The sequence below is a fragment of the Winogradskyella sp. PE311 genome, assembly GCF_046545555.1.
Taxonomy (GTDB): Bacteria; Bacteroidota; Bacteroidia; order Flavobacteriales; family Flavobacteriaceae; genus Winogradskyella.
On sequence record NZ_JBHZTH010000001.1, the window covers coordinates 155,508 to 168,658 of the forward strand.

12 protein-coding genes and 1 riboswitch are annotated in these 13,151 nt (G+C 33.1%); of the genes, 8 read left to right on the top strand and 4 right to left on the bottom strand.

All coding sequences use genetic code 11. From position 1 onward, the window contains the following. The first annotated feature begins 386 nt into the window (after positions 1-386). Positions 387-1,121, top strand: coding sequence for a LytR/AlgR family response regulator transcription factor (locus tag ACFWU4_RS00620; protein ID WP_411123837.1), 735 nt, complete (start codon positions 387-389; stop codon positions 1,119-1,121). Positions 1,122-1,132: 11 nt separating this feature from the next. Continuing rightward, positions 1,133-3,064: a tetratricopeptide repeat protein gene (locus tag ACFWU4_RS00625; protein ID WP_411123839.1), complete on the top strand. Its 1,932-nt coding sequence runs from the start codon at positions 1,133-1,135 to the stop codon at positions 3,062-3,064. A 1-nt stretch (position 3,065) separates the two neighbouring features. Here ACFWU4_RS00625 and ACFWU4_RS00630 read toward each other — a convergent pair whose 3' ends face one another. Next, positions 3,066-3,638: a DUF3109 family protein gene (locus tag ACFWU4_RS00630; protein WP_411123841.1), complete on the bottom strand. Its 573-nt coding sequence runs from the start codon at positions 3,636-3,638 to the stop codon at positions 3,066-3,068. A gap of 90 nt (positions 3,639-3,728) precedes the next feature. Between ACFWU4_RS00630 and ACFWU4_RS00635 the strand changes: the two genes are divergently transcribed. The 3 genes from ACFWU4_RS00635 to ACFWU4_RS00645 are packed head-to-tail and all read left to right on the top strand — an operon-like array spanning position 3,729 to position 5,133. Continuing rightward, positions 3,729-4,310 carry a MarC family protein gene (locus tag ACFWU4_RS00635; RefSeq protein ID WP_411123842.1) on the top strand — a complete coding sequence of 194 codons (582 nt, stop codon included), beginning with the start codon at positions 3,729-3,731 and terminating at the stop codon, positions 4,308-4,310. A gap of 11 nt (positions 4,311-4,321) precedes the next feature. Then, entirely contained in the window at positions 4,322-4,522 is a 201-nt protein-coding gene (locus tag ACFWU4_RS00640) for a hypothetical protein (RefSeq protein ID WP_411123844.1), read from the top strand. Next, positions 4,522-5,133: an NAD(P)-binding domain-containing protein gene (locus ACFWU4_RS00645; protein ID WP_411123846.1), complete on the top strand. Its 612-nt coding sequence runs from the start codon at positions 4,522-4,524 to the stop codon at positions 5,131-5,133. The genes ACFWU4_RS00640 and ACFWU4_RS00645 overlap by 1 nt, the downstream gene beginning before the upstream one ends. Here the strand turns inward: ACFWU4_RS00645 and ACFWU4_RS00650 are convergent. The 3 genes from ACFWU4_RS00650 to ACFWU4_RS00660 form a co-directional block, all read right to left on the bottom strand. Further along, complete coding sequence (locus ACFWU4_RS00650) at positions 5,123-6,730, bottom strand: S41 family peptidase (protein WP_411127198.1); 1,608 nt, start codon at positions 6,728-6,730, stop codon at positions 5,123-5,125. The genes ACFWU4_RS00645 and ACFWU4_RS00650 overlap by 11 nt on opposite strands. A gap of 1 nt (position 6,731) precedes the next feature. Beyond that, on the bottom strand, positions 6,732-7,184 hold the full coding sequence (locus ACFWU4_RS00655; RefSeq protein ID WP_411123848.1) for a deoxycytidylate deaminase: 453 nt from the start codon (positions 7,182-7,184) through the stop codon (positions 6,732-6,734). 88 nt (positions 7,185-7,272) lie between these two features. Further along, positions 7,273-7,866, bottom strand: coding sequence for a HupE/UreJ family protein (locus ACFWU4_RS00660; protein WP_411123850.1), 594 nt, complete (start codon positions 7,864-7,866; stop codon positions 7,273-7,275). A gap of 136 nt (positions 7,867-8,002) precedes the next feature. Next, a riboswitch (SAM riboswitch) is annotated at positions 8,003-8,126 on the top strand. Positions 8,127-8,235: 109 nt separating this feature from the next. Here ACFWU4_RS00660 and ACFWU4_RS00665 point away from each other — a divergent pair. Genes ACFWU4_RS00665 through metH form a run of 3 tightly spaced genes read left to right on the top strand, consistent with a single transcriptional unit; the run spans position 8,236 to position 13,150 of the window. Then, positions 8,236-9,402 carry a trans-sulfuration enzyme family protein gene (locus tag ACFWU4_RS00665; protein ID WP_411123852.1) on the top strand — a complete coding sequence of 389 codons (1,167 nt, stop codon included), beginning with the start codon at positions 8,236-8,238 and terminating at the stop codon, positions 9,400-9,402. Further along, complete coding sequence (locus ACFWU4_RS00670; RefSeq protein WP_411123854.1) at positions 9,402-10,403, top strand: homocysteine S-methyltransferase family protein; 1,002 nt, start codon at positions 9,402-9,404, stop codon at positions 10,401-10,403. Before ACFWU4_RS00665 ends, ACFWU4_RS00670 begins: the two co-directional genes overlap by 1 nt. Further along, entirely contained in the window at positions 10,403-13,150 is a 2,748-nt protein-coding gene (metH, locus tag ACFWU4_RS00675; protein ID WP_411123856.1) for a methionine synthase, read from the top strand. The genes ACFWU4_RS00670 and metH overlap by 1 nt, the downstream gene beginning before the upstream one ends. The last annotated feature ends 1 nt before the right edge of the window (position 13,151 follow it).

The window sequence follows — 13,151 nt, forward strand, 5'->3', positions numbered from 1 at the left end:
TTTAATAACGCTCTTTTCCCCTAATAACTAACTAAAACTATTACTAGTAAAATTATATTTACTAAATAACTCGTTAACACTTTAAAAAAACCAAGACAATGAAATCTTGATTTCTAACGATTAATAGCATTTAACCTCATAAGCGAACCCCTAATTCGCATAAAACTCGGTCAGTTTCGTTAATCAAATATCTAAATTATGCTCGTACACTTTAAATGCTTATGTATAATCGGCTTAAAAATATGTGTAACTGGTAATTTGTAACTTTAAATAATATCTTTTCAATATTATTCTGCCCAATATACATTAAACACGACTTCGTACACATCTAATGGGTCATACCACAACTAATATTATTTATATTTATAGCGTAATAATTTTACAACATGTTAAAAGCAGTAATAGTTGATGACGAACCAAAAGCCATACAAGGTTTGGCCTGGGAATTAGGCGGTTTTAAAAAAGAGATTGAAGTATCAGCCACATTTACGAGCCCAGAAGAGGCTCTGGCCTATCTAAAAACAAACTCAGCTGACTGTCTTTTTCTCGATGTACAAATGCCTACGATGGGTGGTTTTCAGTTTTTAGAAAAACTAGGCGAAACAGACCTTGCAGTAGTCATAACAACTGCCTATGACGAGTATGCCATTAAAGCACTTAAGCACGAGGCTATCGATTATTTATTAAAACCTATTGACTCTGATGATTTAGAAGAGACTATTTCAAAAATTAAAAAGAATAATAATCGCAGTCTAAACGCTTCTAAGCTAGAAAGTCTATTATTAAAATTCAATTCTCAATTCGATAAAAAACGAATTTCTATTAATACCGACGGTAAACTTATCTTTTTAGACATTGACGATATTATTTATGTAGAATCTGACGGTAACTACAGTACGCTTTTCTTAAACGAGAATAAAAAAATTGTAATTACAAAAAAGCTTAAAGAAGTGGATGCCTTATTACCAGATCATCACTTTTTTAGAATACATAATTCTTACATCGTAAATATGGGTAAAATAAAAGCGTTTATAAAAAATGAAGGTTATGTTATTACAGATAGTAATCATAAAATACCAGTAGCAAGACAACGAAAATCTGATTTTCTTGAAAAATTATAGACCATTATAATTTGAATAATTCTTTTACATATAAATTTTTATTAGTGTTTTTAACGCTATGTTACTGCACTGTGCCTATTTGTGCACAAAACGCAGATTTTGAGGCTGCTTTAGACCAACTTGTTGATACAAAACCAGCCAACTATAATGGTATTGACAGTATTCTTAAGCCTTTTGAGAAGGACAGTTTAATGATGAAACGTGTTTTAAAGACTTCTAAACTAAACACGTATAATGAAGGCTCGAGTTACGCTTTAAACGCCCTCGGAGAAATTAATCGAAATATTTCTGATTACGATAAATCTATAGCGTTGCATAAAGAAGCAAAATCATTTGCAGATAAGGCAGAAAGCGATGAGTTTAGAATTGTAAGTCTAAATATGATTGGTGTAGCCTACAGGAGAATGGATATTATTAAACCTGCCTTAGATTACCATACACAAGCTCTAAAAATAGCTTATAAAATTAAGGACCCATCGCCAGAAGTGACCTATAATATTGCAGTGTCACAAAATAGTATTGGTAATATATATTTAGCCTTGCAACAATATGACATTGCTATAACACAATTTAAAAAATCGCTCAAAATTGAAAAAGAAGCCAATAATAAATTAGGCTTAGCAATTAATTACCATAATATAGGATATGCTGAAGATGGGAAAGGAAACTTAAAAGTCGCCTTAGAAAATTATCAAAAATCACTAGAATACAATGAAGCTATAGACTCTGATATTGGAAGAATGATTTGCTATAGTAGTATTGGAGGTATCTATCTCAAACAAGAAAAGTACATAGATGCTGAACCCATTATTAGAGATGCACTAGCACGTGCTTTATCTTTAAAAGATCAATTCTATATCGCATCATCTTACATTAACCTTGGACAATTAGAGATTGAATTAAGTCAATTTTCTGAAGCAGAAAATAATTTAAAAATAGGTCTCGAAGTTGCAAAAATTTATAGCTTAAATTCCTCAATTGCCTCAGCTAGTAGATTACTTTCAGAGATTAATAAAAGAAAAGGTAATTATAAGGTTGCCCTAGACTATTACCAAAAATCTGTTGAAATAGAAAACACCATTCTCACAGAAAAAAACCTTCAATATGTCAATGATATTGTTAATGAATATGAAAATGAGAATAAGAACAATCAAATAAAAGCTTTGGCTATAGAAAATGAAGCTGTAAAACTCCGACTAGAACGCAATAAAAAGATTTTTTGGTACTCAATGTTAGCTCTTCTAATCTTAAGTATTACACTATTTATTTCTAATAGAAATAGGACATTAAAGCAAGAAAAACAAATACTTACTTTAGAACAAGATATGTTACGGAGTCAAATGAATCCTCACTTCATTTTTAACTCTCTTAATTCTATTAAACTTTATATTATTAACAATGAAAAGGAAAACGCGGTTTATTATCTCAATAAATTTTCAAAGTTAATTCGTAAAATTCTCATCGCTTCTAAAGAAAAAGAAACTCCTTTGCAAGAAGAATTGGATACGATGAAGCTTTATATGAATATTGAAAATATACGATTTGATAATCAAATAGACTTTAACATTAATGTAGAGGAGTCGATAAATACTGAGGTTACTAAAGTACCATCACTCATCTTACAACCATTCTTAGAAAATTCTTTATGGCATGGTTTATCATCAAAATCTAATGATAAAAAAATTGATTTAAACGTTTATAAAAATACACCTGAGTATATAACTATTGAAATTATTGACAATGGTATTGGACGATTTGCAGCCAGAAAAATAAGTGATGGAAAAAAACTAAAGCGAAAGTCAGTTGGTATAGAAATTACCAAAGCACGATTGGCTAATTTCTCCAAAGCTTTTGTAAATTCTTATATATTAGAGATTGACGATTTGCACAAAGATAATCTACCAACAGGAACCAAGATTACACTAAAAATCCCAATAGAATAACTTATCTACTAAAGTTAGTTTCTGCTACTTTTTCTAGTTCAGTATACCAATCTTCCCCGAACTTTCTAATTAAAGCTTCTTTTACAAATTTATAAACGGGAACCTGTAATTCTTTACCAAGTGTACATGCATCATCGCAAATTTCCCATTTTTCGTAATTAACACCAGAAAATTCAGAATACTCTTTAACTCTAATTGGGTATAAATGACACGATACTGGCTTTTTCCAGTGCACATCTCCTTGGTTGTAAGCCTCTTCAATAGCACATAGTGCGGTATTCTTTTCATCAAAAATCACATATGCACATTCGGCACCATTAATTAACGGAGTTTCTAAATCGCCAAAAACAGTTTTTACAGAAGTGCCCTGCGCTTCAATTACCTCAATACTCTCTTTTCTTAAGAATGGTTTTACTTTTGGGTAGATATCTTCTAATATTTTTACTTCATTAACATCTAATGGCGCTCCTGCATCACCATCCACGCAGCATGCACCTTTGCATGCAGATAAATTACAAACAAAATCCTTTTTAATAATATCCTCTGAAACAATAGTTTTTCCAAGTTGAAACATGCTACAAAAGTAGCTAAACTTAACCTGAATTTAATATTGAAAATCTGTAATAATGTCGCACCTTTGCAAAAAATTTGAAAAACGTACCTTATGCAACTCGATATTAAACAAATATTCACCGCCTTTATGGTACTCTTTGCAGTAATAGATATTATTGGCAACATTCCTATAATAATAGATTTACGCAAAAAAGTAGGGCACATTCAAAGTGAAAAAGCATCATTAATTGCAGGTGTTATAATGATTATCTTCTTATTTGTAGGTAAAAGTTTATTAAGCCTAATTGGTATTGATGTAAACTCATTTGCTGTTGCAGGTGCGTTTGTTATCTTTTTTATAGCGCTAGAAATGGTTTTAGGTATTACTTTATATAAAGACGAGGAACATAATGCACTTACTGCTTCCGTTTTTCCATTAGCATTTCCACTTATTGCTGGACCAGGTAGTTTAACAACATTACTTTCACTACGAGCAGAATTTGCGATTGAAAACATAATTATTGCTGTAATTTGCAATGTTATCGTTATCTATGTCGTATTAAAAACTTCTGCTAGGATTGAAAAACTTTTAGGCGCAAACGGAATTAAGATAATAAGAAAAGTTTTTGGTGTAATTTTGTTAGCAATTGCAGTTAAGCTATTTGCACAAAACATTAAAGAATTACTAGTTTAAAAATTCAAACCATGAAAATATTCACAATAACATCTAGTATCATTGCCATTATTCTAATTGTTTTTAATGCCACTAAATTAAATTTTGAAGCATTATTTAAAGGTGAAAGTTACACGGCAGTTATTACAATTATTGCCGCGTTTTGCGCCATCATCCTTTTACAAATTCTGAGAATTTCTAAAAAAATTGAGGTACTTAGTAAAAAACGCTAATGAATTACGATGTTTTAATTATAGGTGCTGGTGCTGCAGGTTTATCTTGTGCTTTAGTATTGGGCTCTGCAAAAGACAAAGCATTTGCAGAAGGTAAACAAATTGGGATTATTACACATCAAAAAACATCGCATCTTCAAAACGCACTTTTTAATAACGTGCTCGCATTAAAGCCAGGTACTTTAGGAAAAGACATTTTACGAGATGGTAAAAGTCAGCTTAAAGCGTTATATCCCCATGTTAGCCAAATTGAAAATGAAAAAGTTAAGACAATAAAAAAACAGGTAGATAGTTACACAGTGGTCACATCCAAGAAAACTTATCAATCAAAAATTGTGGTTGTAGCAGTTGGTTATACTAATTTATTGAACATAGAGGGTCTTGAATCCTATATTGAACCACATCCTAAAGCTGCAAGAGAGAAAAATAGAATTTGGTTAAAAAACACAGAACATCTCATAGAAAAGAACCTTTATGTTGCTGGTACTTTAGCTGGTTGGAGAAGCCAGTTTGCAATAGCATCTGGAAGCGGAGCACATGTAGCAACTGATATTCTAACGCTTTGGAATGGTGGAAAACACACCAAAGTACACGATAAAATTATTGTTTAAAATTAGAGTATTCTGTACTTAATAGTATAATCTCTTGCACCATAACATCTTCTTTATTCAAGATTTCTTCGAACGCATTCTCATCAAATAATTGGCGCGCTAAAGTAGCTTTTATTAAATGTCTTATTTCATCGTTATAGGCTACAAAGGTTACATTAGTGCCTTCGAGGGCATTAACATACTCTTGAAAACGAATTACAATATCATCACTAACTTCGAAATTATTAATAAAATCATATTTCGATATATGTTGGTACACATCTCTATCTTTATCTAGCTCCTCAAAAACGAAATATCCAAAATGCCCTCTTCGTCTTAAATAATTTATAGTCTCATTATCGTAAGAACGATCAACTGGTACAAATATATCTGGTATTATACCTCCACCTCCATAAACAACTTTACCCTTTGGTGTTGTAAATTTTAGTGAGTCATCTACTTCTATACTTTGTTCATCTGCCAACTCACCTGTTCTCTTACGTTTATAATAATCATTATAATAGGAGCGATTATCACCATTAGTGTAGGGTTTTTGTATGGATCGACCTGTTGGTGTATAATATCTCGAAACTGTTAATCTTACTGCACTACCGTCACCTAAAGCCATTTCGCGCTGTACTAACCCCTTTCCATAAGAACGTCTTCCAACAATTACACCTTTATCATTATCTTGCAGTGCTCCTGCAATCACTTCACTTGCTGAAGCCGAATTTTCATTAATTAAAATGAAGATTTCACCTTCCTCAAAATCACCGCGACCTGTTGCATAAGTATGTTCCTCACGTCCTTTTTTATCTCTGGTAAATAAAATAAGCTTATCGTCCTCTAAAAACTCATCTGCAATTTGCTCAGCAATGCCCAGGAAACCTCCAGGGTTATCGCGTAAATCAAGTGCTAGTTTTGTAGCTCCTTGCTCTTGTAACTCATCTAAAGCTTCTTTAAATTCTTTAAAACTAGATTCAGCAAAACGATTCATCTTTATGTAACCTAACTCATCCGTTAGCATGTAAGAGGCCTCTATACTTTTAATCGGTATACTTTTTCGTTTTACTTCAAACTCTAATAACTCATCTTCTCCTTTCCTAAAAACAGTTAATTTAACCTTAGTGTTTTTGTCTCCTTTTAACTTTTTAGTTATTAAATCGTTTGTAATTTGTTTTCCATAAATGGTATCACCATCTGCAAATAAAATCCTATCACCACTCATAATTCCAGCACGTTCACTAGGACCTCCTTCTGTCGGTTTTATTACCGCAATACTATCTTTATATGGATAATAATTAATTCCTATACCAACAAAATCACCTTTCATATTTTCCGTAATACGCTTAAGATCTTCCTTTGGAATATAGGTAGAATGAGGATCGAGATTATCTAAAATTCCATTTACAGTAACATCTACAATACTATCCGTATCTATATCATCCACATACTCATAATCTATATAATCTATTAGGCGATTTAACTTATCTTTTTTACTATTAGTTGAAAATAGATTATCTGAAGTGTCAGTAAAATTTAACTTTCCGCCGATAAGTACACCGGCACCTATCGCTAACCCAATTATAAATGGTATGTATTTGTTTTTTGTTGCCATATTATTTCCCATGCAAGTGGGAATCTTCATTTAAGTCTTCTATGCGTTCTAATATAATACCTGCTTTTTCTAAAAATTGCAAACCTGAATCGTCTTTGTATCCTTCAGAGTAAACAACTCTTATAATACCTGCTTGATGAATTAACTTACTACACTCCTTGCATGGTGATAAAGTAATATATAATGTAGAACCCTTGCACGATTGTGTGGATGCCGCTACTTTTAAAATAGCATTGGCCTCAGCATGCAATACATACCATTTTGTATAGCCTTCGTCATCTTCGCAATAATTTTCAAAACCTGTTGGTGTACCATTATAGCCATCTGAAATTATCATTCGGTCTTTAACGATAAGAGCACCTACTTGTTTCCGTTTGCAATGTGAGAGTTTACCCCACTCCTTTGCAATGCGCAAATAAGCCTTATCATAACGTAATTGTTTTTTTTGTGGCATTAATTACTATGGTATCTATAAGTAACGAATATAATAGGATAGTATTTTATAAGCAATCTACTTCTAGTTAAAGTTTTACCAAACTTAATTAAGAAGTTAATAAATCGCTCTGTATTATCATTGGTATAACAAGCCCTATTACTATTGCAGAGAGGACCATAACCCAGTCACGTCTAGAAAATCTAAATAAAGTCTGAAACAAGAACCCAAGAAATAGAACCACAAATACGACAATCACTTGAGCGATTTCAATACCTAAAGCAAATTCTATAAGTAATTCTATTTTATTATCAGCCAGCCCAGCTAACATCTTAAACTCACGCGCAAAACCTAAACCATGTATAAGACCAAAAAACAAAGTAGTAAAGAATAATAAACCAATTTTTCTACCTCTATCCTTTTTACCAGCCGTAAATACGTTGTAAATAGCCGCAATTAAAATGGTGATAGGAATTAAGAATTCTACCAATTTACCACTAACACTTACAACACCATAAGCCGCTAAAACTAATGATAGGGTGTGCCCTAATGTAAACATAGAGACCAACAATAAGACACGTTTCCAATCTTTAAAAACATAAGGCACAGCCAAAACCATTAAAAAAAGAACATGGTCATAACCATTAATATCTAAAACATGATTTAAGCCATACTCAACATTAAACCAGAAATTTTCTAACATAATTGATGCATTTGGGTAATTCAAAGTTACAATTAAAAAGCAAATTAAATTCAATTAAAATAAAGTGGATATAATTTGCTTATTCTTAATTTCTTTCAGAATATTGTAATTCACAAAGTTCAAATAACTTATTGAAATGTTATCAAGAAAGGTGGAGGGATTAGACCCTTTGAAACCTTAGCAACCCTTAAACTTATTAAGAAGGTGCTAAATTCTACGTAATTACCGATTCATTTATCGGTTAATTGGATAGATAACCGAACATAATTACACTGTTGTAATTAAACTTCTTTTTAACTTTTTTCTATTTAAACGTCCTTTTTTGGACTATTTGTATTTTGATTTATTTAGCTAGTTAAGTAACAGAAAATGAATTCAAAACATTTAGAAACACAAGCGATACGTACTCAAATAGAGCGTTCGCAATTTTTAGAACATTCTAGCCCTTTGTATCTAACATCGAGTTATGTTTTTGAAGATGCCGAAGATATGCGTGCCTCTTTTGCGGATGAAAAACAACGCAATATTTACAGTCGATATTCTAATCCAAACACTTCCGAGTTTGTAGAAAAGGTTTGTTTAATGGAAGGAGCTGAACGTGGTTATGCTTTTGCATCTGGCATGTCTGCTGTGTTTTCTACATTTGCAGCTTTATTAAATTCTGACGATCATATTGTGTCATCACGAAGTATTTTTGGCTCTACACAAACATTATTTAATAACATTTTAACTAAATGGAATGTCTCTACAAGCTATTTTAAAATTGATAAATTAGATACTATAGAAAATCTCATTCAACCTAATACAAAGGTTATCTATGCTGAAAGCCCAACAAATCCGGCTGTTGATATTTTAGATTTACAACGCATAGGAGATATTGCAAAAAAGCACAACCTAATATTTATTATAGACAATTGTTTTGCAACACCATATCTACAACAACCTATAAAATTTGGTGCAGATTTAGTGATTCATTCTGCAACTAAATTAATGGATGGCCAAGGCCGTGTTTTGGGCGGAGTTACCGTTGGAAACGCAGATTTAATTCAGAAAATCTATCTGTTTTCAAGAAATACAGGTCCTGCATTATCGCCTTTTAATGCATGGGTTTTATCTAAAAGCCTAGAGACCTTGCCTGTAAGAGTAGATAGACATTGTGATAATGCACTCAAGGTGGCAACATTTTTAGAATCTCATAATAATGTCACTATTGTAAAATATCCATTTCTAAAATCGCATCCGCAATACGAATTAGCAAAACAACAAATGAAACTAGGTGGAAATGTTGTCGCTTTTGAAATAAAAGGTGGTATTGAAGCAGGTAGAAAATTTCTAAATGCAATAAAACTGTTGTCACTTTCAGCAAATTTAGGAGATACTAGGAGTATTATTACACATCCTGCATCTACAACACATGCGAAAATACCAGAAGATATTCGTTTAGAAACAGGAATTACTGCAGGATTAATACGAATTTCTGTTGGTCTGGAGCATCCAGAAGATATCATAAACGATTTAAAACAAGCATTAAACTAATGGCAAATATTAAGCAAGAATTAAAAAAACGAATCTTAGTTCTCGATGGAGCCATGGGAACGATGCTTCAGCGATATAATTTCTCAGAAGACGATTTTAGAGGAAAACGTTTTGCAGATTATCCTTCACCTTTACAAGGAAATAATGATTTACTTTCATTAACGCAACCCAAAGCAATTGCAGAAGTACATGCCAAATATTTTGAAGCAGGAGCAGATATTGTAGAAACGAATACATTCTCTGGGACAACTATAGCAATGGCTGACTACGACATGGAAGATTTAGTTTACGAACTCAACTTTGAATCTGCCAAAATCGCCAAAGAAGTTGCTGATAAATTCACAAAAGCAAATCCAGAAAAACCACGTTTTGTTGCTGGTAGTATTGGCCCAACAAATAAAACAGCGAGTCTATCGCCAGATGTAAATCGTCCAGAATATAGAGCTATAACTTTTAATGAATTACGTATTGCCTATAAGCAACAAGTTGAAGCTTTAATCGACGGTGGAGTTGATGTGCTTTTAGTTGAAACCATTTTTGATACTTTAAACGCAAAAGCGGCTTTATTTGCCATTGAAGAAGTAAAAGAAGAACGTAATATAGATATTCCCATTATGGTTTCAGGTACCATAACTGATGCTTCAGGGAGAACATTATCCGGACAAACAGTTGAGGCCTTTTTAACCTCAGTATCTCATATTCCGTTATTAAGCGTAGGTTTTAATTGTGCACTTGGTGCAGAACAATTGAAACCTTATTTGCAAAGACTTTCTAATGAGACTGAATTTTTCACCTCAGCACATCCTAACGCAGGTTTACCAAATGCCTTTGGAGAATATGATGAATCACCTCAACAAATGCAACTGTATATCGAAGACTACCTCAAAGATGGTCTTGTAAATATAATTGGAGGTTGCTGTGGTACGAGTCCAGAGCATATAAACGCAATAGCAGAAGCCGCTCAGAAGTACAAACCAAGATTAACTCAAGAATTCGCATAATGGCAGAATCTGACTGTAATAAATATTTAACTTTATCTGGATTAGAACCTTTAGTGGTTACACCAGAAAGTAATTTCATCAACGTAGGTGAACGAACCAACGTAACTGGATCTCGCAAATTTCTGCGTCTTATAAAGGAAGAAAAATATGACGAAGCATTAGAAGTGGCGCGAGATCAAGTAGATGGTGGCGCACAAATCCTTGATGTAAACATGGACGAAGGTATGCTAGATGGTGTTTATGCCATGACAACCTTTTTAAACCTCATTGCTTCAGAACCCGATATTTCAAGAATTCCATTAATGATAGACAGTTCTAAATGGGAAATTATTGAAGCTGGTTTACAAGTTGCACAAGGGAAATGTGTAGTTAATTCTATAAGTCTAAAAGAAGGAGAAGCTGAATTTAAACGTCAAGCCAAACTGGTTAAGCGTTATGGAGCAGCGGTCATCGTTATGGCTTTTGATGAAACAGGACAAGCTGATAATTACAAAAGACGTATAGAAATTTGCAAACGATCGTACGACATATTAGTTAACGAGGTCAACTTTGCTCCACAAGACATTATTTTCGATCCTAATATTTTTCCTGTAGCAACAGGAATGGATGAGCATCGTAGAAATGCACTGGACTTTTTTGAAGCTACAAAATGGATTAGAGAAAATTTGCCTTATGCCAACGTTTCAGGTGGTGTAAGTAATGTCTCTTTTTCATTTAGAGGAAATAATATAGTTAGGGAAGCTATGCATTCCGCTTTTCTATACCATGCTATAAAAAACGGAATGAACATGGGAATCGTTAACCCAACAATGCTCGAGGTTTATGACGAAATTGATAAAGGCTTATTAGAACGTGTCGAAGATGTATTGTTTGATAGACGTGATGATGCCACAGAACGTTTATTAGATTTTGCTGAATCTGTTAAAGGTCAGAAAAAGGAACAAGAAGATAAGGTTTTAGAATGGAGAAGTGATCCATTACAAGATAGAATTACACACGCTTTAGTTAAAGGTATTGATGCCTTTATTATTGAGGATGTCGAAGAAGCTCGATTAGCCTCTGATAAACCTATTCAAGTTATTGAAGGTCATTTAATGATAGGTATGAATGTCGTTGGAGATTTATTTGGTAGTGGAAAAATGTTTTTACCACAAGTCGTAAAATCTGCAAGAGTTATGAAAAAAGCTGTGGCTTACCTTCAACCCTTTATTGAAGCCGAAAAAGATGGAAAACAAGAATTCGCTGGTCGGATTTTAATGGCTACTGTAAAAGGAGATGTTCATGATATTGGAAAGAATATTGTAAGTGTGGTTTTAGGCTGTAATAACTACGAGATTATTGATCTTGGTGTTATGGTTCCACCAGAAAAAATTATTGAAACGGCTAAGAAAGAGAATGTAGATATTATTGGTTTAAGTGGTCTAATTACACCTTCGTTAGATGAAATGGTTTATGTATCTAAAGCTCTTGAAAAAGAGAACTTAGACATTCCACTTATTATTGGAGGAGCTACAACCTCTAGAGCACATTCTGCCGTGAAAATTGCACCACACTATAGCAATACAGTAGTACATATTAATGATGCTTCAAGAGCTGTAACTGTAGTTGGTGATTTACTTAAAATGGATAACAAGGTTTATAAGAATCAGATTCGTGAAGAGTATGATTTGTTCCGTGAACAATTCATGAAACGTGGTAAAAAGAAAGAATACCTTTCTATTGAAGATGCACGAAAAAACAAGTTTCAAATTGATTGGAATACCTCTGAAATTGTAAAACCTCAACAATTAGGAATTCAAATATTAGAAGATTTTGACATTACTAAACTCGAAGATTATATCGATTGGTCTCCATTCTTTAGAAGTTGGGATTTACATGGCAAATATCCAGATATTCTTACCGATAATGTGATAGGAGAACAAGCCACAGAATTATTTGCTGATGCTAAAGAATTACTCAAACGCATTTTTGATGAAAAACTTTTAAAGGCTAAAGCTATCTTCGGATTATTTGAAGCGAATACTGTAAATGACGACGATATTGAAATAAACACAGAACATTATCACCTCGAGTACAGTCGAGAAGTCTCAAATCCTGTAGCTAAAAATGAAGGTCTCGACTGCGCTAGACCAGACAAATTAAAATTCCTAACCCTTAGACAACAGTCCAAAAAATCGGAAGGTAAGCCAAATATTGCCTTAGCAGATTTTATTGCACCAATAACATCTGACAGACAAGATTATATGGGTTGCTTCTGTGTCTCAACAGGGTTTGGCACTCAAGAATTAGCCACGCAATTCGAAGCGGATAATGACGATTACAATTCCATAATGATAAAAGCCTTAGCAGACCGATTAGCTGAAGCCTTTGCTGAATGCTTACATAAAGAAGTGCGAACTAAACATTGGAATTATGCTAAGGATGAAAACTTATCTAACCAAGAATTAATTAAGGAACACTATAAAGGTATTCGACCAGCACCTGGTTATCCTGCTTGTCCAGATCACTTAGAAAAAAATACGATTTGGAAACTTTTAAATGTTGAAGAAAATATTGGAGTACAGCTTACAGATAGCTTAGCCATGTGGCCTGCCGCTAGTGTTAGTGGTTATTACTTTGGTAATCCTGAAGCCAGATATTTTGGACTCGGAAAAATAACACAAGATCAAGTAAACGATTATAGTAAACGTAGAGAAATTTCAATTGAAGAGGCCGAAAAATGGCTAAACCCAAACATTGCTAATTAAG